Origin of the sequence: Actinosynnema sp. ALI-1.44 (assembly GCF_001984155.1) — a bacterium.
Classification (GTDB): Bacteria; Actinomycetota; Actinomycetes; order Mycobacteriales; family Pseudonocardiaceae; genus Kibdelosporangium.
Genome location: NZ_MTQO01000053.1, coordinates 880,677 through 899,579, shown reverse-complemented (window position 1 = coordinate 899,579; position 18,903 = coordinate 880,677). Strand labels below are relative to the sequence as shown.

Below are 18,903 nucleotides of genomic sequence, written 5' to 3'. Positions count from 1 at the left end.
TTGGTGGGGCTGGCCCTACCCTTCGGTGACGTGCCCCCTTTCAGATACCTCCTGCTCGACGACGAATCCGACGACGAGACGCTGGGCCTGTGCCTGGACATCCACGGCCTGTTCGTCGACCCGCCCGGGCCTGAGCTCGTCCGGATCACCCTGTCCGGGTGTGAGCCGGAGGGCGTGCTGCGGGACGCGCTCGATTCACCGGTGCCCGTGCGGCTCGGGGACGTCTACGTCGACGCCGGTGACGAACCGGGTCAAGGATGGCCGCTGCGGGACGTGACTGTGCTCGGTCGCGTCGACGGACTGGCCGACGTGGCGGTCGAGGCTCGGCTGCACGACTTCTACCAGCCTCCCTGCTGCCCGCCGAACGTGGCCGAGTTCCGCCTGTGGGAGGACGGTGGCAGCGCGATGGGCACGTGCTCGGGCATCGACGGCCTGTTCGTCCAGCGGCTCCCAGCACCGTCGGGACCCATGACCTTGTACGGCGTGGAGCCGCGGAACAAGCTGCGGCGCCTGCTCGGCAAGGGCACGCCGGTTCCAATCGGCCGGACACACGTTGTTTTCCTCGACCGGCAAGGGAATCACTTTTACCCGTCGTGGTACACGATGCTCGACGTGCGGTCCGCCGTACCGTCGAAAGCAGGCGACGGACTCGTCGACCTCGTCGTCGCGAACGGGGTGAGCGATCACCCGCCACGGACTGCGCGATCCATCTGGGACATGTGGTTCGCCGGTGGTCCGCGGGAGAAGAACCTGTGGGCGGGCTACGGCCTCGAAGGACGGGAAGCCTGGCTGGCCGCCGCGCTCTCCCGCCCACGCACCGGGCCGGAGCAGGGACCCGGGCAGACCTTCCACATCGACGGGCGGTTCGTCACCGACGAAATGGGCTTCTACTGCGCTCTCGGCGAGGCGGTGAACGGTCCCGGTGGCTACTTCGGCTGGAACTGGCAGGCGATCCGCGACTGCCTCAGCGGCGGATTCGGCGCCAGGCCACCGTTCACCCTGGTCTGGCACGACTCGGACGTCGCAAGGGCTCACTTGCGGCTCGAAGCGGAGCGTGCCATCTCACGGCGGGACCCGTTCGCGGAGTGGGTGGACCTGATCCGCGCCCACGTCACGCTGGAGCTGGCCTAGTCTTCGGGGGCGGTGAGGATCCAGGGGCCGTCGTCGGTGATCGCGATGCTGTGCTCCCAGTGCGCCGCGCGGGAGCCGTCGACGGTCACCACTGTCCAGCCGTCGTCGAGTTCGTCGGTGTCGTGGTCGCCCAGGGTCAGCATCGGCTCGACGGCGATCGCCATCCCGGCCACCAGGCGGGGGCCTTTGCCGGGCTTGCCGTAGTTCGACAGGTACGGCTCCATGTGCATCTCGGTACCGATGCCGTGGCCGCCGTAGTCGCGGATGATGCCGTACCTGACGCCGTGGTCCTTCGCCGAGCGGAGGATCGACTTCTCGATCGCGTGCGAGACGTCCGAGAGCCGCGCGCCGACGACCAAGGCCTCGACGCCCGCGTACAGCGACGTTCGGGTGGCCTCGGACAGCAGCGCGTCCTCCGGGCGGATCTCGCCCGCCGCGACTGTCACCGCCGCGTCGCCGTGCCAGCCTTCGAGGATCGCGCCGCAGTCGATCGAGATCAGGTCGCCTTCGGCGAGCACCTGCGATCTCGCCGGTATGCCGTGGACGACCTGCTCGTTCACCGACGAGCAGATCGACGCCGGGTAGTCGTGGTAGCCCTTGAAGGACGGCACCGCCCCGGCGTCCCTGATCGTCTGCTCGGCCAGTTCGTCGAGCTCACCCGTGCTCACTCCCGGCCGCACGGCCTTGGTGAGCAGGTCGAGCGTGCGGGCGACGACGATGCCCGCGGCGCGCATCGCCTCGAGCTCGCCGCGGGTCTTGACCTCGATCATCGACCGGCGCCCGCGCAGCATGCCGAGCAGACCACCGCGGGTCACTTGTCCAGCGCGTTGAGCACGCGGTTGGTGACCTCGCCGACCTCGCCGACGGCGTCGACTGTCACCACGATGTCGCGGTAGTAGTTCAACAGCGGCTCGGTCTCGGACCGGTAGATCTGCTGGCGATGCCGGATGACTTCCTCGTTGTCGTCCGTGCGGCCGCGGCCGAGCAGCCGGGCCACCACCACGTCCTCGTCGATCTGGAACTCGACGACGGCGTCCAGCTTCCTGCCCGACTCGGCCAGGATCGCGCCGAGCACGTCGGCCTGCGCGATGTTGCGCGGGAAGCCGTCGAGGATGAAGCCGTCCCGCGCGTCGGCCTCGGCCAGCCGCTCACGGACCATCTGGTTCGTGACCTCGTCGGGCACGAGCTTGCCCGAGTCGAGGATCGACTGGACGCTGAGGCCGAGCTCGGTCTTGTTCCCGATGTGGGCACGGAACAGGTCACCGGTCGAGATGTGCGGCACGCCGAGCTTGTCGCTGAGCGTCCCGGCCTGCGTGCCCTTGCCCGCGCCAGGCGGGCCGACCAGAACGAGTCGTGTCACCTGAGGAACCCTTCGTAGTTACGTTGCATCAGCTGGCTCTCGATCTGTTTCACGGTGTCGAGGCCGACGCCGACCATGATCAGTACCGCGGTACCACCGAACGGGAAGTTCTGGTTGTTCCCCGATCCCGTCACCGACAGGAAGAAGTTCGGGAGGATCGCGATGATGCCAAGGTAGATCGAGCCGGGCAGGGTGATGCGGCTCAGCACGTAACTCAGGTATTCCGAGGTGGGACGGCCGGGGCGGATGCCGGGGATGAAGCCACCGAACTTCCGCATCTCCTCAGCGCGTTCGTTCACGTTGAACGTGATCGTGATGTAGAAGTACGTGAAGAAGATGATCAGCGCGAAGTACACGGTGATGTGCACCCAGCTGTTCTGCTGCACGAGGTTCTGCTGGATCCAGCGCTGCCAGCCGGAGTCCTGCGATCCGCCGATCAGGCGGGAGATCAGGTCGGGCAGGTACAGCAGCGAGGACGCGAAGATCACCGGGATGACACCGGCCTGGTTGACCTTCAGCGGCAGGTAGGTCGAGGTTCCGCCGTACATCCGGCGACCGATCATGCGCTTGGCATATTGGACCGGGATCCTGCGCTGCCCCTGCTCCATGAACACGACGCTGGCGATGATCGCGAGACCGAACAGGCAGATCACGGTGAAGGTGATCGGACCCTTGTCCCAGATGATCTTGCCCTCGAACGGGATGCGGGCCGCGATGTTGACGAACATCAGCAGCGACATGCCGTTTCCGATGCCGCGTTCGGTGATCAGCTCGCCCAGCCACATGATGACGGCGGTACCGGCGGTCATCGTGATGACGATGAGGACCAGGGTCCAGATGCCGTCACCGGGGATGATGTCGACCTGCGCGCCGTTCGCGTCGCGGCAGTCGCCGAACAGCTGCTGCCGGTCGGCCAGCGCCACGATGCCGGTGGCCTGCAGGATCGCGAGCGCGATCGTCAGGTACCGGGTGTACTGGGTCAGCTTGCCCTGACCGGCCTGGCCTTCCTTCTTCAGCTGCTCGAAGCGCGGGATGACCACGGTGAGCAACTGGATGATGATGCTCGCCGTGATGTACGGCATGATGCCGAGCGCGAAAACGGACAGCTGCAGCAGAGCACCGCCGCTGAACAGGTTGAGCAGCGAGTAGATGCCGTCCTGTTCGACCGAAGCGATGCACTTCTGCACGTTCGGGTAGGACACACCTGGTGAAGGCAGCAGGGCGCCCACCCGGTACACCACGATGATCCCCAGTACGAACAGGATCTTCTTTCGCAGATCCGGCGTCGCGAGAGCCGAGCGGAAGGCGCCTAGCACGCAAGACCTCCTCGCGTCACCGGCGTTTCGCCGGCGAACGATGGGCCGGTGAATTGCACCGGCGGGAACACAAGCCAGGAACGCTTCGGGGCACATTTGTCCCGAAGCGTGTCCACGACTCTAACAGCCTCACATAGGGGCTCCGCACCCCCCGTCCGGCGCATAGATCAGATGGTTCCGTTCGCCGCGGGCGGAAGATCGACAGGATCGCCCGCCGGCCAGCCGCGCGGGTCGTCGCCGAGCGCCCTGAGCTGAGGCAACTGCAGTTCGGCCCAAGGGGAAAGCGCACGGCTCGGCGGCCAGTCGACCCACTCGAAGTCGTCGACCTCGCTGGGGTCGGGGGTCGGGTCGCCCGCGACCGTGACCCGGTAGACGGGACACATCTCGTTCTCCACGACACCGTCGGCCATCGCGACCCGGTAGCGGAACTTCGGCAGCACGAGATCGATCGTCGCCACATCGAGACCCAGCTCGGTCCGCAGCCGGCGGACGACGGCATCACCCACCGCCTCGCCCGGCGCCGGGTGCCCACAGCAGGAGTTGGTCCAGACACCCGGCCACGTCTTCTTGCTCGACGCCCTGCGCGTCAGCAGGAAACGGTTGCGCTCGTCGAAGACATACGAGGAGAACGCCAAGTGCAGCGGCGTCCGCTCATGGTGCACCGTTGCCTTGTCCGCGGTGCCGATGGCCCGCCCCGACTCGTCCAGCAAGACGACCTGCTCCATGTCACAGACAGTATCTGTTCCCCCGGCACGCGGTCAGTTGTCCGATTGCCGCTCGGGGTTGACCGGCTTGTCCGGTTCGGCGGCGGGCTCGGCCGGTTCGGCAGCAGGCTGGGGCTGGTAAGCGGGCTGCATCGGCTGTTCCTGGTGCCCGAGTGGCATGGGGAAGCCGTACGCGGGCGTGACCGGCTCCCGGTCACGGATCGGCAGGGCGGCGATGACCGCCGCGGCCAGTGCGAGCACCGTGCCCAGCACCAGCAGCCAGAAGCCGAGGCCGATGGACGTGTTGACCGTCGCCGACGCGAGACCGACCGGCCGGAACGTGTCGATCCAGTTGGTGAGCTGCGGCAGCACCGCGACGGTCACACCGAGCGTGAAAGCCGCGGCGACGGCCGTCAGCACGGCGGCAGCCCGCCGGTTGCGGGGCGTGGCAAGCCTGCGCGCACCGATGACGCCCACGGCGGTGGCGACGAACAGCACCACAGCCGAGAAGATCAGGCCGTACGCGTTGACCGCGATCGCGCCGATCCGCTGGGGTGCGTCGGTCGTGAAGCCCCACCCGTCGATGGTCATGGTGAATTCCGTCCCCCTGGCACTGAGGCTGCCGATGAACAGCGGGAGGAACGGCGCCAGGAGCAACAGGACCGCCGAGACCAAGGACAGCAGGGCGCCGCCGAGGCGCTGTGGTTGCCACATGGGACCGAGCGTGACAGGTGGACGACACGGCCCGATCACGACAGCGAGAAGGCCCGCCAGGCGGAACCTGGCGGGCCTTGTCGGTGGTGCTGCTCAGAGCTTGGTGATGGTGCCACCAGCGCTGGTGATCTTCTCGATGGCGCTGCCGGAGAAAGCGTGGACGGTCACGTCCAGCTTCACACCGGCGACGTCACCGTCGCCGAGGACCTTGACGAGCTGACCCTTGCGGATCGCGCCCTTCTGGACCAGGTCGATGATGCCGACCTTGCCGCCCTCGGGGAACAGCGTGGCCAGGTCGCCGACGTTGACGATCTGGTACTCCACGCGGAAGCGGTTCTTGAAGCCCTTGAGCTTCGGCAGCCGCATGTGGATGGGCATCTGCCCACCTTCGAAGCGCGCGGGCACGTTCTTGCGTGCCTTGGTGCCCTTCGTACCGCGACCGGCGGTCTTGCCCTTGGAGCCCTCACCACGGCCGACGCGGATCTTGTCGGACTTGGCACCGGGCGCCGGGCGCAGGTGATGGAGTTTGATGGCCATCAGTCGTTGACCTCCTCGACGACCACCAGGTGGCGGACCGTGTGGATCAGGCCGCGGACCTGGGGGGTGTCGTCACGCACCGTGCTCTGGCGGATCTTGCGCAGCCCGAGGGTGCGCAGCGACTCGCGGTGGTTGTGCTTGGTGCCGATCTTGCTCTTGACCTGGGTGATCTTCAGCTTTGCCATGTCACGCTCCAGCCTGTGCGCGGGCACGCAGCATGGCGGCGGGGGCGACGTCCTCGAGCGGCAGACCGCGGCGGGCGGCCACCTCCTCCGGACGCTGCAGACCCTTCAGAGCGGCAACGGTCGCGTGCACGATGTTGATGGCGTTGTCGCTGCCCAGCGACTTCGACAGCACGTCGTGCACACCCGCGCACTCCAGCACGGCACGCACCGGGCCACCGGCGATGACACCGGTACCGGCGCTGGCCGGACGCAGGAGCACGACGCCAGCGGCGTCCTCGCCCTGGATGGGGTGCGGGATGGTGCCGGCGATCCGGGGCACGCGGAAGAAGTTCTTCTTGGCTTCCTCCACGCCCTTCGCGATCGCGGCGGGCACCTCCTTGGCCTTGCCGTAGCCGACGCCGACCTGACCGTCGCCGTCGCCGACGACCACCAGGGCGGTGAAGCTGAAGCGACGACCACCCTTCACGACCTTGGCGACGCGGTTGATCGCGACCACGCGCTCGAGGTGCGGGGTCTTCTCCTGGGCCGCTCCGCCACGGCCACCGTCGCGGCCGCCCCTGCGGTCACGACGGTCGCCGCGGTCGTTGCCGCCCTGACCGCCGCCTTGCTGACCGCCGAAGCCGCCACCCTGCCGTGTACGTCCCGGCATCAGGCGTTCCTTCCGTTCTCGATTGCTCGGGTCTGGGTCATCAGAACTCCAGCCCCGCTTCACGGGCCGCGTCGGCGAGCGCCGCGATCCGGCCGTGGTAGTCGTAGCCACCCCGGTCGAACACGACCTTGTCGACGCCCTTGTCCTTGGCGCGAGCCGCGATCAGCTGACCGACCTTGGCGGCCTTGGCCTTCTTGTCGCCGTCCACCGCGACCACGTCGGCCTCGAAGGAGGTCGCCCCGGCGATGGTGACACCGGCCAGGTCGTCGATCAGCTGCACGGTGATGTGCCGCGAGGACCGGTTGACGACCAGGCGCGGACGGGCCGGCGTACCGCTGATCTTCTTGCGGAGCCGGAAGTGACGACGCGTGCGGGCAACGCGACGGCGGGTGGAGATGTCCTTGCCCACCGGCTTGCGCTTAGTACTGGTTGCTTCGCTCATGTCACTTACCCGTCTTTCCGACCTTGCGGCGGATCTTCTCGCCCGCGTAGCGGACGCCCTTGCCCTTGTACGGGTCGGGCTTGCGCAGCTTGCGGATGTTGGCCGAGACCTCACCGACGAGTTGCTTGTCGATCCCGCTGACCGAGAACCGCGTCGGGTTCTCGACCGTGAAGGTGATCCCTTCGGGCGCGGGCACCTTGATCGAGTGGCTGTAACCGAGCTGGAACTCGAGTTCGGTGCCCTTGAGCGCGACGCGGTAACCGACGCCGTGGATCTCAAGCTTCTTCTCGTACCCGGCGGTGACGCCGACGACGAGGTTGTTCACGAGCGTCCGGGTCAGGCCGTGCAGCGCACGGTTCTGGCGCTCGTCGTTGGGCCGCGTGACCTGCAGCGTGCCGTCCTCGGCGCGCTCGAGGCTGATCGGCTCGACAATGGTGTGCGTCAGAGTGCCCTTGGGCCCCTTGACGTTGACCGTCTGGCCGTCGATCTTCACATCGACCCCGGCGGGGACGGTGATCGGCAGCTTTCCGATACGGGACATGCCTGCTCTCCTCCCCTACCAGACGTAGGCGAGAACTTCTCCGCCTACACCCTGCTTGTTGGCCTGTCGATCGGTCACCAGGCCGGTCGACGTGGAAATGATCGCCACGCCCAGTCCGCCGAGCACCTTCGGCAAGCCGGTCGACTTGGCGTAAACCCGCAGACCCGGCTTGGAGATGCGGCGGAGACCGGCGATGCTGCGCTCACGGTTCGGGCCGTACTTCAGCTCGACGACCAGGTTCTTGCACTTCTCGCCCTGCTCGGCGCGGTAGCTGGCGATGTAGCCCTCGCGCTTGAGGATCTCGGCGATGTTCGCCTTGATCTTCGAGTGCGGCAGTACGACCTCATCGTGGTACGCCGAGTTGGCGTTGCGCAGACGGGTCAAGAAGTCTGCGATCGGGTCGGTCATCGTCATGGTGACCTGTCAACCTTTCTCGCCGGGGTTCCCCGCGTTCGACGCGGGGCCTACGGCGAAATGGGAGGTAGAGGCGGGTTCGCCTTTACCAGCTGGACTTGCGCACGCCGGGCAGTTCACCGCGGTGCGCCATCTCCCGCAGGCAGATCCGGCACAGGCCGAACTTGCGGAACACGGAGTGCGGGCGACCGCAACGCTGGCAGCGGGTGTAACCGCGAACCTTGAACTTCGGCTTCTGCGCGGCCTTGTGGACCAGTGCCTTCTTGGCCATGGATCAGTTCTCCCGGAACGGGAAGCCCAGGTGCTTGAGCAGCGCCCGGCCTTCATCGTCGTTGACGGCGGTGGTCACGATCGTGATGTCCATACCGCGCGGACGGTCGATCGAGTCTGGGTCGATCTCGTGGAACATCGACTGCTCGTTGAGACCGAACGTGTAGTTGCCGTTGCCGTCAAACTGCTTGGGCGACAAGCCACGGAAGTCACGGATACGCGGGAGGGCGATGGTCAGCAACCGGTCGAGGAACTCCCACATCCGGTCGCCGCGCAGCGTGCAGCGCGCACCGATGGGCATGCCCTCACGCAGCTTGAACTGCGCGATGGACTTGCGGGCCTTGCGGACCTCCGGGCGCTGGCCGGTGATCGTGGCCAGGTCGCGGACCGCGCCCTCGATCAGCTTGCCGTCGCGGGCGGCGTCACCGACACCCATGTTGACGACGATCTTCACGACGCCAGGGATCTGCATGACGTTCTCGTAGGAGAAGTCCTTGTGCAGAGCCGGAGCGATCTCGCTGCGGTATCGGGCCTTGAGCCGCGGGATGGTCTTCTCAGCGGTAGTCATGATCAGATCTCCTTCCCGTTGCCCTTGCCGCGGGCCACTCGAACCTTGCGGCCCTCGTCGTTGGTCTCGTACCCGACGCGGACGGCCTTGCCGTCGGCGACGACCATGACGTTGGAGACGTGGATCGGGGCCTCCTGGGTCACGATCCCGCCGGACTGCGCGCCACGCTGGGTCTGGGTGATCTTGGTGTGCTTCTTGATCCGGTTGACGCCCTCGACCAGGACCTTGTTGTCCTTCGGGTAGGCCTGGATGACCTTGCCCTTGGCACCCTTGTCCTTGCCGGCGATGACGACGACCGTGTCGCCTTTCTTCACCTTCATGGTCAGAGCACCTCCGGCGCCAACGAAATGATCTTCATGAACTTCTTGTCCCGCAGCTCGCGGCCGACCGGGCCGAAGATGCGGGTACCACGCGGCTCGGTGTCGTTCTTGATGAGCACCGCGGCGTTCTCGTCGAACCGGATGTACGAACCGTCCGGGCGGCGGCGCTCCTTGGCGGTGCGCACGATGACCGCCTTGACGACGTCACCCTTCTTCACGCCGGCGCCCGGGATGGCGTCCTTCACGGTGGCGACGATGATGTCGCCGATACCCGCGTAACGCCGACCCGAACCGCCGAGAACACGGATGCAAAGGATTTCCTTGGCACCGGTGTTGTCGGCGACGCGCAGCCGCGACTCCTGCTGGATCACTGTCTCTCCCTGACCCGTTGTGGCGTGGCAGATTTCCGACCTGACACGCGCGGTCAATAGCTATTGTCTTACTTGGCCTTCTCGAGGATCTCGACCAGTCGCCACCGCTTGGTGGCCGACAGCGGCCGGGTCTCCATGAGCAGAACGCGGTCGCCGACGCCGGCGCTGTTCTCCTCGTCGTGCGCGGTCACCTTGCTGGTGGTGCGCATGACCTTGGCGTACCGGGGGTGCTTCTTGCTCTGCTCAAGGCGGACGATCACGGTCTTGTCCATCTTGTCGGACACGACGTAACCCTCACGGACCTTGCGGCGGTTGCGCGCCTCGGTCTCGGTGGTCTCGGGGGCTGGCTCGGTCATGCGGCACCTTCGTTCGTAACTGTCTCGTCAGGGGAAGCCGACAAGCCCAGTTCGCGCTCCCGCATCACTGTGTAGATCTTCGCGATGTCCCGCCGCACAATGCGCAGGCGACGGTTGTTGTCCAGCTGGCCGGTGGCCATCTGGAACCGGAGGTTGAACAGCTCCTCCTTGGCCTCGCGAAGACGGAGCACCAGCTCCTCCTCGGTCAGCTCGCGCACCTCTGACGCCGTCACTCCGGCAGCCATCAGAAGTCACCACCTTCACGCGTCACGATGCGGCACTTCATCGGCAGCTTGTGGATCGCGCGGCGCAGTGCCTCACGCGCCACTGCCTCGTTCGGGAAGCTCATCTCGAACAGCACACGACCCGGCTTGACGTTGACCACCCAGTACTCGGGCGAACCCTTACCGGAACCCATCCGGGTCTCGGCGGGCTTCTTGGTCAGCGGACGGTCGGGGAAGATCGGGATCCAGACCTTGCCACCACGGCGGATGTGCCGGTTGATGGCGATACGGGCGGACTCGATCTGCCTGTTCGTCACGTACGACGGCTCGAGCGCCTGGATGCCGTACTCCCCGAAGTTGACCTTGGTGCCACCCTTGGCGGCGCCGTGGCGCTTCGGCGAGTGCTGCTTGCGGTGCTTGACCTTGCGTGGGATGAGCACAGCTCAGCCCTCCCCGTTTGCCTTGGCCTCCGGAGCCGCGGGGGCTTCGGACGGCGTTTGCGCGGCATCGGTCGCGGCGCTCGAACGTGCCTCCTGGGCGGCGGCCCTGGCGGCCTCGGTGCTGGTCGCGGTGGTGCCGGAGGCACCGGAACGACGAGCCCGGTTCGGACGCTCGCGACGAGGAGCGCGCTCCTGCTGGGTGTTCTGGGTGGTGTCCTGCTGGCGACGCCCGCCGACCACTTCACCCTTGTAGATCCAGACCTTCACGCCGATCCGGCCGAAGGTGGTGCGGGCCTCGAAGAGGCCGTAGTCGATGTCCGCGCGCAGCGTGTGCAGCGGGACGCGACCCTCGCGGTAGTGCTCCGAGCGGGACATCTCGGCGCCGCCGAGACGGCCACCGCACTGCACCCGGATGCCCTTGACCTGCGGCGAACGCATGGCCGACTGGATGGCCTTGCGCATCGCGCGGCGGAAGGCCACCCGGTTGGACAGCTGCTCGGCGACTGCCTGCGCGACCAGCTGGGCGTCCGACTCGGGGTTCTTGACCTCGAGGATGTTCAGCTGGACCTGCTTCTTGGTGAGCTTCTCCAGCTCACCGCGAATGCGGTCGGCCTCGGCGCCGCGGCGACCGATGACGATGCCCGGCCGGGCGGTGTGGATGTCCACACGCACGCGGTCACGGGTCCGCTCGATCTCCACCTTGGAGATACCGGCGCGCTCCATGCCCTTGGACAGCAGCTTCCGGATCTTGACGTCTTCCGCCACGTATTCCGCGTACTGCTTGTCCGCGTACCAGCGGGACTTCCAGTCAGTGGTGATACCCAGGCGGAAGCCGTGCGGGTTGATCTTCTGACCCACTAGCTGGCACTTCCCTTCTCACTGGTCTTCGCGGCCTTGCGGGCCGGCTTGCGTGCCGCTTCGGGCTTCGGACGCGAAACGACCTCGACCGTGATGTGGCTGGTGCGCTTGCGGATGCGGTACGCACGGCCCTGCGCACGCGGACGGAACCGCTTGAGCGTCGGGCCCTCGTCCACATACGCCTGGCTCACCCAGAGCGTCTCCGGGTCGAGTTTCAGGTTGTTCTCGGCGTTTGCCATGGCGCTGGCGAGCACCTTCGCAACCGGACCGCTGGCGGCCTGCGGCGCGAACTGGAGCACGGCCAGGGCCTCGCTGGCGTTACGTCCCTTGATGAGCTCCACAACGCGGCGCGCCTTCATAGGCGTGGTGCGCACGTAGCGAGCCCGAGCCACGGCGGTAGGAAGTTCCTCCACCGCGGCTTCGTCACGGGCGTTCATCGCTGCTTACCCCTTGCTGGTTCGTGTCTAGGCGCGCCGCTCAGCGGCGGCGGGACTTCCGGTCGTCCTTGATGTGGCCCTTGAAGGTGCGGGTCGGGGCGAATTCGCCCAGCTTGTGCCCGACCATGGCCTCCGAGATGAAGACCGGGACGTGCTTGCGACCATCGTGGACGGCGATGGTGTGACCCAACATGTCCGGGATGATCGTGGACCGGCGGGACCACGTCTTGATGACGGTCTTCTTGCCGGACTCGTTCAGCACGTCCACCTTCTTGAGCAGGTGGTCGTCAACGAACGGGCCCTTTTTCAGGCTACGCGGCATGGTTCACTCCCTTCCTGCTCAGCGCTTCTTACCGGTCTTGCGGCGACGGACGATCATCCGGTCGCTCGCCTTCCGGCGACGAGTACGGCCTTCTGGCTTACCGGCCGGGTTCACCGGGTGGCGACCACCGGACGTCTTGCCCTCACCACCACCGTGCGGGTGGTCGACCGGGTTCATGGCCACACCGCGGACGGTCGGGCGCTTGCCCTTCCACCGCATCCGACCGGCCTTGCCCCAGTTGATGTTGGACTGCTCGGCGTTGCCGACCGAACCGACCGTGGCGCGGCAGCGGACGTCGACCATCCGGATCTCACCGGACGGCATGCGCAGCTGCGCCATCGAACCCTCGCGAGCCACCAGCTGAACGCTGGCGCCCGCGGAGCGGGCGATCTTGGCGCCGCCGCCGGGGCGCAGCTCGATGGCGTGCACCACGGTGCCGACCGGGATGTTGCGCAGCGGCAGGTTGTTGCCCGGCTTGATGTCGGCCTTGGGGCCGTTCTCGATCGGGTCGCCCTGGCGCAGCTTCTCCGGCGCGATGATGTAGCGCTTCTCGCCGTCCGCGTAGTGCAGCAGCGCGATCCGCGCGGTCCGGTTGGGGTCGTACTCGATGTGCGCGACCTTGGCCGGGATGCCGTCCTTGTCGTTGCGACGGAAGTCGATCAGCCGGTACGCGCGCTTGTGACCGCCACCCTTGTGCCGGGTGGTGATCTTGCCGTGCGCGTTGCGGCCGCCCTTCTTGTTCAGCGGCCGGACCAGCGACTTCTCCGGGAAGTCACGGGTGATCTCGGAGAAGTCCGAAACACTGGAGCCACGACGGCCCGGCGTCGTCGGCTTGTACTTGCGAATGCCCATCTCTGCGAGTTCCTCGTTCCCTTAGGCGGCCGGGCCGCCGAAGATCTCGATCGGCTTCGAGTCAGCGGACAACGTCACGATGGCGCGCTTGGTGTCCTTGCGCTTGCCGTAGCCGGTGCGGGTGCGCTTGCGCTTGCCCTGCCGGTTCAGCGTGTTCACGCTGGTCACCTTGACGCCGAACACCTTCTCGACCGCGATCTTGATCGCCGTCTTGTTCGCGTCCGGGTGAACAAGGAACGTGTACTTGTTCTCCTCGAGAAGGCTGTAGCTCTTCTCGGAGATGACCGGCGCGCGCAGGATGTCGCGGGGGTCGGGAATCACTTCGACTCCTCCTCAACTTCACTGGAGCGAGCGGTCGCCTTGGCCGAGCGACCCGCGATGGGGCCGGCGACGAAGGCTTCGTACGCGTCCTTGGTGAACACCACGTCGTCGGCGAAGAGGACGTCGCGGGTGTTCAACTGGTCCGGCCACAACACGTGCACGTTGGACAGGTTGCGCACCGACAGCAGGTTCAGCTCGTCGTCGCGGTTGAGCACCACGAGGACGTTCTTCGCGCTGGTGAGCTCGGCCAGGGTCGTGCGGGCGCCCTTCGTGGACGGCGCGTCACCCGTGACCAAAGAGGACACGATGTGCAGCTGCTCCTCGCGGGCCCGGTCGGAGAGAGCGCCACGCAGGGCGGCGGCCTTCATCTTCTTGGGGGTCCGCTGGGAGTAGTCGCGCGGCTGGGGGCCGTGCACGACGCCACCGCCGACGAACTGCGGAGCGCGGGTCGAACCCTGACGGGCCCGGCCGGTGCCCTTCTGGCGGTACGGCTTCTTGCCGCCACCGCGAACCTCGCCGCGAGTCTTGGTGCTGTGCGTACCCTGTCGCGCCGCTGCTTCCTGGGCGACGACGACCTGGTGCATGAGCGAGATGTTCGCCTGCACGTCGAAGATGCCCGCGGGCAGCTCGACGGAGCCGTCGGTCTTGCCGTCCGGGGTGCGAACGTCAACGCTGGTCATTTCACGCACCACCCTTCGCGGCGCTCTTGAGGAACACGAGGCCGCCCTTGGGGCCCGGAACCGCACCCTTGATCAGGATGAGGCCGGACTCGGCGTCGACCCGGTGAACGGTCAGGTTCTGGGTGGTCACCTTCTCGTGACCCATCCGGCCGGCCATCCGCAGGCCCTTGAACACGCGGCCCGGGGTGGCGCACCCGCCGATGGAACCAGGCGAGCGGTGCTTGCGCTGGGTACCGTGCGAGGCGCTCAAACCCTTGAAGCCGTGGCGCTTCATGACACCCGCGGTGCCCTTGCCCTTGCTGGTGCCGGTGGCGTCGATGACGGCGCCCGCCTCGAACACCTCGGCCGTGATCTCCTGGCCGACCTCGTAGGAGTCCGCATCAGTGGTGCGCAGCTCGGCGAGCACTCGCCGAGGGGTCACGCCGGCCTTGGTGAAGTGCCCGGTCTCCGGCTTGTTCACCTTGCGGGGGTCGATGGCTCCGAAGGCCAGCTGCACCGCGGTGTAGCCGTCGTTGTCCTGGGTGCGTACCTGGGTCACCACGTTCGGCCCGGCCTGCACGACGGTCACCGGCACGACCCGGTTCGACTCGTCGAAGACCTGGGTCATACCGAGCTTGGTGCCCAGAATGCCCTTCACTTGCCTGTCAGACATGGTCTCGTTCTCTCCGCTGCGTTTCTCGCGCGCAGGCGCTTACTGGATGTTGACGTCGACGCTGGCCGGCAGGTCGATGCGCATGAGCGCGTCGACCGTCTTCGGCGTCGGGTCGAGGATGTCGATCAGACGCTTGTGCGTGCGCATCTCGAAGTGCTCGCGCGAGTCCTTGTACTTGTGCGGCGAGCGGATGACGCAGTAGACGTTCTTCTCGGTCGGCAGCGGCACTGGCCCAACGACCCGAGCGCCGGTACGCGTCACGGTCTCGACGATCTTCCGCGCGGAGGCGTCGATCGCCTCGTGGTCGTAGGCCTTGAGCCGGATGCGGATCTTCTGTCCCGCCATGGTGGCTTTGCCGTTCCTTCCGTGATGTCCCTGTCAGAGCGCTTGGCTGCGTTACAGCCGAGGAGGCTCCGCTCTCCCTGTTCACAAGTCATGGTTCCCGGTCCACGCGGTCGGGCGTGTCGCCCAACTTCCACAGACCGGTCCCACAGTCATTTCACTCCCGTGGGGGGCGAACCTGACGTTGTGGGACGGGCGGCCAGAAGCTCAACAGAATTCCCGGCATAACCCATGTTTTGTCTCACTGATGGCCGCCGTGCCCAGTTCCCGTATCACGGGCTTCTGCACTGCCGCCGATGCACTACGGCCCTCGCGCGGAGGCGGCCGGTCCTCCGAGGAGAACCCGGCCGCCCCACGACGAGCAACCTATACAGGATGCCATACCGAAATATGGCGTCCAAATCGGGGTCGCCGAATACGACCTAGATCACTTGATGATCTTGGTCAGGGTACCGGCGCCGACGGTCCGGCCACCCTCACGGATGGTGAACCGCATGCCCTCGTCCATCACGATCGGCTGGATCAGCTGGACGGTCATCTTCGTGTCGTCGCCCGGCATGACCATCTCGGTGCCCTCGGGGAGGGTCACGACGCCGGTCACGTCGGTCGTACGGAAGTAGAACTGCGGGCGGTAGTTCTGGAAGAACGGCGTGTGACGGCCACCTTCGTCCTTGGACAGGATGTAGACCTGCGCCTCGAACTCGGTGTGCGGGGTCGAGGTGCCCGGCTTGGCGACGACCATGCCGCGCTCGACGTCCTCACGCTTGACACCGCGGACCAGCAGGCCCACGTTGTCGCCGGCCTGACCCTGGTCGAGCAGCTTGCGGAACATCTCAACGCCGGTGACCGTGGTCTTGGTCGCCTTCTCGCGGATGCCGAGGATCTCGACCTCCTCGTTGACGTTGACAACGCCACGCTCGATACGGCCGGTGACGACCGTGCCACGACCGGTGATCGTGAAGACGTCCTCGATCGGCATCAGGAACGGACGCTCGGTCTCGCGCTGCGGCTCGGGGATGTTCTCGTCCACCGCGTCCAGCAGCTCGAGGAGCTTGTCGCCCCACTCCTTGTCGCCCTCGAGCGCCTTCAGCGCCGAGACGCGGACCACGGGCAGGTCGTCGCCCGGGAACTCGTACTCGGTCAGCAGCTCGCGGACCTCCAGCTCGACGAGCTCGAGGATCTCCTCGTCGTCAACCATGTCGGCCTTGTTCAGGGCGACGACGATGTACGGCACGCCGACCTGGCGGGCGAGGAGCACGTGCTCCTTCGTCTGCGGCATCGGGCCGTCGGTCGCGGCGACCACCAGGATCGCGCCGTCCATCTGCGCGGCACCGGTGATCATGTTCTTGATGTAGTCAGCGTGACCCGGGCAGTCGACGTGCGCGTAGTGCCGCTTCTCGGTCTGGTACTCGATGTGAGCGATCGAGATGGTGATACCGCGCTGCTTCTCCTCCGGCGCCTTGTCGATCTCGTCGAACGGCGTGAAGGGGTTCAACTCCGGGTACTTGTCGTGCAGAACCTTGGAAATGGCCGCGGTGAGCGTCGTCTTACCGTGGTCGATGTGACCGACCGTACCGATGTTGACGTGCGGCTTGGTCCGCTCGAACTTCGCCTTCGCCACTGGATTGTCCTCCTGGACTTGTACTTGTCCGCCGGGGTCGAAGAATAGATTCCTTCGTCGCCCCGGCGGCTATCAGGGTCGGTTGTGCGGACCCCGGGGGAACCCCGGAGAGCCCACACGCTGTGTGGTGCTCCGGTTTTCGGGGTTATTCCCCCGTCGCCTTTGCGATGATCTCCTTCGCCACGTTCGTGGGAACCTCGGCGTAGGAGTCGAACTGCATGGAGTAGTTCGCGCGGCCCTGGGTACGCGACCGCAGGTCACCCACGTAGCCGAACATCTCCGACAGCGGAACGAGTGCCTTCACGACACGCACGCCACTGCGCTCCTCCATGGCCTGGATCTGGCCACGGCGGGAGTTCAGGTCACCGATGACGTCACCCATGTACTCCTCGGGGGTGGTCACCTCGACCGCCATCAGCGGCTCGAGCAGCGCCGGGCTGGCCAGCTTCGCGGCCTCCTTGAGCACCATCGAACCGGCGATCTTGAACGCCATTTCCGACGAGTCGACCTCGTGGTAGGCACCGTCGAGCAGGGTCAGCTTCAGTCCGACGAGCGGGTAGCCCGCGAGCACGCCGTACTGCATGGCGTCCTGCGCACCCTGGTCCACCGACGGGATGTACTCGCGCGGAACGCGGCCACCGGTGACCTTGTTCTCGAACTCGTACAGCGCACCGTCCGTGGTGGCCAGCGGCTCCAGCTTGACGACGACCTTCGCGAACTGGCCGGAGCCACCCGTCTGCTTCTTGTGGGTGTAGTCCAGCTTCTCGACCGTCTTGCGGATGGTCTCGCGGTAGGCCACCTGCGGCTTGCCGATGTTGGCCTCGACCTTGAACTCGCGGCGCATCCGGTCGACCAGCACGTCCAGGTGCAGCTCGCCCATGCCCGAGATGATCGTCTGGCCGGTCTCCTCGTCCTGCTTGACCTTGAAGGTGGGGTCCTCCTCGGCCAGCTTCTGGATCGCGATCGACAGCTTCTCCTGGTCGGCCTTGGTCTTCGGCTCGACCGCGACCTCGATCACGGGGTCGGGGAAGGTCATCGACTCGAGGATGATCGGCTGCTGCGGGTCGCACAGGGTGTCGCCGGTCGTGGTGTCCTTCAGGCCGATCGCGGCGTAGATGTGGCCCGCGATGGCCTCACTGACCGGGTTCTCCTTGTTGGAGTGCATCTGGAAGAGCTTCCCGATGCGCTCCTTGCGCTCCTTGGTGGAGTTGATCACCTGGGCGCCGGAGTTGACCTGGCCGGAGTAGACCCGGATGTAGGTCAGCTTGCCGAAGAACGGGTGCACGGCGATCTTGAACGCCAACGCCGAGAACGGCTCGTCGGTGTTCGGCTTCCTGGTCGCCGGGGTCTCGCCGTCGACGAGCGTGCCTTCGACCGCGGGCACGTCCAGCGGGGACGGCAGGTAGTCGATCACCGCGTCCAGCATCGGCTGGACACCCTTGTTCTTGAACGCCGAGCCGCAGAGAACCGGGTACGCCGACCGCTCGATCGTGATCTTGCGGATGGCGGCCTTGATCTCCTCGACCGTCAGCTCCTCGCCACCGAGGTACTTCTCCATCAGGGCGTCGTCGGTCTCGGCGACGGCCTCGATGAGCTGCTCGCGGTACTCCGCGGCCTTCTCGGCCAGATCGGCCGGGATCTCCTCGATCGCGTAGTCCTCGCCCTTCTTCACCTCGCCGCGCCAGGTCAGCGCGCGCATGTGAATCAGGTCGACGACACCGATGAAGTCGTTCTCGGCACCGATCGGCAGCTGGATCGGCAGCGGCTTGGCACCGAGGCGCTCCGAGATGGTGCGCACGGTGAAGTAGAAGTCCGCGCCCAGCTTGTCCATCTTGTTGACGAAGCAGATGCGCGGGACGTCGTACTTGGTGGCCTGCCGCCAGACCTGCTCGGACTGGGGCTCGACACCCTCCTTGCCGTCGAACACCGCGACGGCACCGTCGAGGACGCGGAGCGAACGCTCCACCTCGACGGTGAAGTCGACGTGGCCGGGCGTGTCGATGATGTTGATCTGGTGGTCGGCCCAGTAAGTGGTCGTCGCGGCGGACGTGATCGTGATGCCGCGCTCCTGCTCCTGCTCCATCCAGTCCATCGTCGCGGCGCCGTCGTGCACCTCGCCGATCTTGTAGTTGATCCCGGTGTAGAACAGGATCCGCTCCGTCGTCGTGGTTTTACCCGCGTCGATGTGAGCCATGATCCCGATGTTGCGGACCTTGGCCAGGTCGGTGAGCACGTCGAGTGCCACGAGAATCTTCCCCTGTCTTGCAGAGCTGTCG

The 18,903-nt window shown here is 66.4% G+C and carries 29 protein-coding genes; 1 reads left to right on the top strand and 28 read right to left on the bottom strand.

Going from position 1 to position 18,903, the window contains the following annotated elements; all coding sequences use genetic code 11:
- The first annotated feature begins 30 nt into the window (after window positions 1-30).
- Window positions 31-1,131, top strand: a complete 1,101-nt coding sequence (locus ALI144C_RS46410) for a barstar family protein (protein WP_168211514.1) — start codon at window positions 31-33, stop codon at window positions 1,129-1,131.
- Here the strand turns inward: ALI144C_RS46410 and map are convergent.
- The 28 genes from map to fusA all read right to left on the bottom strand — a co-directional run bounded on the left by map (window position 1,128) and on the right by fusA (window position 18,872).
- Window positions 1,128-1,901, bottom strand: coding sequence for a type I methionyl aminopeptidase (map, locus tag ALI144C_RS46405; RefSeq protein ID WP_076993789.1), 774 nt, complete (start codon window positions 1,899-1,901; stop codon window positions 1,128-1,130). The genes ALI144C_RS46410 and map overlap by 4 nt on opposite strands.
- Window positions 1,902-1,942: 41 nt before the next feature.
- Window positions 1,943-2,491: an adenylate kinase gene (locus ALI144C_RS46400; protein ID WP_076993584.1), complete on the bottom strand. Its 549-nt coding sequence runs from the start codon at window positions 2,489-2,491 to the stop codon at window positions 1,943-1,945.
- The gene (gene secY / locus ALI144C_RS46395; RefSeq protein WP_076993583.1) at window positions 2,488-3,807 is read right to left on the bottom strand and encodes a preprotein translocase subunit SecY; all 1,320 of its coding nucleotides are present in this window, start codon (window positions 3,805-3,807) and stop codon (window positions 2,488-2,490) included. Before secY ends, ALI144C_RS46400 begins: the two co-directional genes overlap by 4 nt.
- 167 nt (window positions 3,808-3,974) lie before the next feature.
- Entirely contained in the window at window positions 3,975-4,532 is a 558-nt protein-coding gene (gene idi, locus ALI144C_RS46390; RefSeq protein ID WP_076993582.1) for an isopentenyl-diphosphate Delta-isomerase, read from the bottom strand.
- 33 nt (window positions 4,533-4,565) lie between these two features.
- Window positions 4,566-5,225, bottom strand: a complete 660-nt coding sequence (locus ALI144C_RS46385) for a hypothetical protein (RefSeq protein ID WP_076993581.1) — start codon at window positions 5,223-5,225, stop codon at window positions 4,566-4,568.
- A gap of 93 nt (window positions 5,226-5,318) precedes the next feature.
- Complete coding sequence (gene rplO, locus ALI144C_RS46380; RefSeq protein ID WP_143231267.1) at window positions 5,319-5,765, bottom strand: 50S ribosomal protein L15; 447 nt, start codon at window positions 5,763-5,765, stop codon at window positions 5,319-5,321.
- Window positions 5,762-5,947 carry a 50S ribosomal protein L30 gene (gene rpmD / locus ALI144C_RS46375; protein WP_076993788.1) on the bottom strand — a complete coding sequence of 62 codons (186 nt, stop codon included), beginning with the start codon at window positions 5,945-5,947 and terminating at the stop codon, window positions 5,762-5,764. Before rpmD ends, rplO begins: the two co-directional genes overlap by 4 nt.
- A 1-nt stretch (window position 5,948) precedes the next feature.
- Complete coding sequence (gene rpsE / locus ALI144C_RS46370; RefSeq protein WP_042182745.1) at window positions 5,949-6,596, bottom strand: 30S ribosomal protein S5; 648 nt, start codon at window positions 6,594-6,596, stop codon at window positions 5,949-5,951.
- A gap of 40 nt (window positions 6,597-6,636) precedes the next feature.
- Window positions 6,637-7,038, bottom strand: a complete 402-nt coding sequence (gene rplR, locus ALI144C_RS46365) for a 50S ribosomal protein L18 (RefSeq protein ID WP_076993579.1) — start codon at window positions 7,036-7,038, stop codon at window positions 6,637-6,639.
- A gap of 1 nt (window position 7,039) precedes the next feature.
- Window positions 7,040-7,579, bottom strand: a complete 540-nt coding sequence (gene rplF, locus ALI144C_RS46360; RefSeq protein ID WP_076993578.1) for a 50S ribosomal protein L6 — start codon at window positions 7,577-7,579, stop codon at window positions 7,040-7,042.
- 15 nt (window positions 7,580-7,594) lie between these two features.
- Window positions 7,595-7,993, bottom strand: a complete 399-nt coding sequence (rpsH, locus tag ALI144C_RS46355) for a 30S ribosomal protein S8 (RefSeq protein WP_054295760.1) — start codon at window positions 7,991-7,993, stop codon at window positions 7,595-7,597.
- An 85-nt stretch (window positions 7,994-8,078) separates the two neighbouring features.
- Window positions 8,079-8,264: a type Z 30S ribosomal protein S14 gene (locus ALI144C_RS46350; RefSeq protein ID WP_042182737.1), complete on the bottom strand. Its 186-nt coding sequence runs from the start codon at window positions 8,262-8,264 to the stop codon at window positions 8,079-8,081.
- 3 nt (window positions 8,265-8,267) lie between these two features.
- Window positions 8,268-8,831: a 50S ribosomal protein L5 gene (gene rplE, locus ALI144C_RS46345; RefSeq protein WP_042182736.1), complete on the bottom strand. Its 564-nt coding sequence runs from the start codon at window positions 8,829-8,831 to the stop codon at window positions 8,268-8,270.
- A gap of 2 nt (window positions 8,832-8,833) precedes the next feature.
- Window positions 8,834-9,151, bottom strand: a complete 318-nt coding sequence (rplX, locus tag ALI144C_RS46340; RefSeq protein ID WP_033384250.1) for a 50S ribosomal protein L24 — start codon at window positions 9,149-9,151, stop codon at window positions 8,834-8,836.
- Window positions 9,152-9,153: 2 nt separating this feature from the next.
- Window positions 9,154-9,522, bottom strand: a complete 369-nt coding sequence (gene rplN / locus ALI144C_RS46335; RefSeq protein WP_033384214.1) for a 50S ribosomal protein L14 — start codon at window positions 9,520-9,522, stop codon at window positions 9,154-9,156.
- A gap of 68 nt (window positions 9,523-9,590) precedes the next feature.
- On the bottom strand, window positions 9,591-9,878 hold the full coding sequence (gene rpsQ, locus ALI144C_RS46330) for a 30S ribosomal protein S17 (protein ID WP_076993577.1): 288 nt from the start codon (window positions 9,876-9,878) through the stop codon (window positions 9,591-9,593).
- A complete protein-coding gene (gene rpmC / locus ALI144C_RS46325; RefSeq protein WP_042182733.1) occupies window positions 9,875-10,123 on the bottom strand; it encodes a 50S ribosomal protein L29 in 249 nt (82 codons plus the stop codon). The genes rpsQ and rpmC overlap by 4 nt, the downstream gene beginning before the upstream one ends.
- Window positions 10,123-10,542: a 50S ribosomal protein L16 gene (rplP, locus tag ALI144C_RS46320; protein ID WP_037270084.1), complete on the bottom strand. Its 420-nt coding sequence runs from the start codon at window positions 10,540-10,542 to the stop codon at window positions 10,123-10,125. The genes rpmC and rplP overlap by 1 nt, the downstream gene beginning before the upstream one ends.
- 3 nt (window positions 10,543-10,545) lie before the next feature.
- Window positions 10,546-11,400: a 30S ribosomal protein S3 gene (gene rpsC / locus ALI144C_RS46315; protein ID WP_076993576.1), complete on the bottom strand. Its 855-nt coding sequence runs from the start codon at window positions 11,398-11,400 to the stop codon at window positions 10,546-10,548.
- The gene (gene rplV / locus ALI144C_RS46310; protein WP_076993575.1) at window positions 11,400-11,837 is read right to left on the bottom strand and encodes a 50S ribosomal protein L22; all 438 of its coding nucleotides are present in this window, start codon (window positions 11,835-11,837) and stop codon (window positions 11,400-11,402) included. Before rplV ends, rpsC begins: the two co-directional genes overlap by 1 nt.
- 40 nt (window positions 11,838-11,877) lie before the next feature.
- A complete protein-coding gene (gene rpsS, locus ALI144C_RS46305) occupies window positions 11,878-12,159 on the bottom strand; it encodes a 30S ribosomal protein S19 (protein ID WP_042182725.1) in 282 nt (93 codons plus the stop codon).
- An 18-nt stretch (window positions 12,160-12,177) separates the two neighbouring features.
- The gene (rplB, locus tag ALI144C_RS46300; RefSeq protein ID WP_054295766.1) at window positions 12,178-13,011 is read right to left on the bottom strand and encodes a 50S ribosomal protein L2; all 834 of its coding nucleotides are present in this window, start codon (window positions 13,009-13,011) and stop codon (window positions 12,178-12,180) included.
- 21 nt (window positions 13,012-13,032) lie between these two features.
- Complete coding sequence (gene rplW / locus ALI144C_RS46295; RefSeq protein WP_042182722.1) at window positions 13,033-13,332, bottom strand: 50S ribosomal protein L23; 300 nt, start codon at window positions 13,330-13,332, stop codon at window positions 13,033-13,035.
- The gene (gene rplD, locus ALI144C_RS46290; protein WP_076993574.1) at window positions 13,329-14,012 is read right to left on the bottom strand and encodes a 50S ribosomal protein L4; all 684 of its coding nucleotides are present in this window, start codon (window positions 14,010-14,012) and stop codon (window positions 13,329-13,331) included. The genes rplW and rplD overlap by 4 nt, the downstream gene beginning before the upstream one ends.
- Window position 14,013: 1 nt before the next feature.
- A complete protein-coding gene (gene rplC / locus ALI144C_RS46285; RefSeq protein ID WP_076993573.1) occupies window positions 14,014-14,664 on the bottom strand; it encodes a 50S ribosomal protein L3 in 651 nt (216 codons plus the stop codon).
- A gap of 39 nt (window positions 14,665-14,703) precedes the next feature.
- Window positions 14,704-15,009, bottom strand: coding sequence for a 30S ribosomal protein S10 (rpsJ, locus tag ALI144C_RS46280; RefSeq protein WP_003938093.1), 306 nt, complete (start codon window positions 15,007-15,009; stop codon window positions 14,704-14,706).
- A 424-nt stretch (window positions 15,010-15,433) separates the two neighbouring features.
- Entirely contained in the window at window positions 15,434-16,627 is a 1,194-nt protein-coding gene (tuf, locus tag ALI144C_RS46275) for an elongation factor Tu (protein WP_076993572.1), read from the bottom strand.
- 145 nt (window positions 16,628-16,772) lie between these two features.
- The gene (gene fusA, locus ALI144C_RS46270; protein ID WP_076993571.1) at window positions 16,773-18,872 is read right to left on the bottom strand and encodes an elongation factor G; all 2,100 of its coding nucleotides are present in this window, start codon (window positions 18,870-18,872) and stop codon (window positions 16,773-16,775) included.
- Window positions 18,873-18,903: the final 31 nt, after the last annotated feature.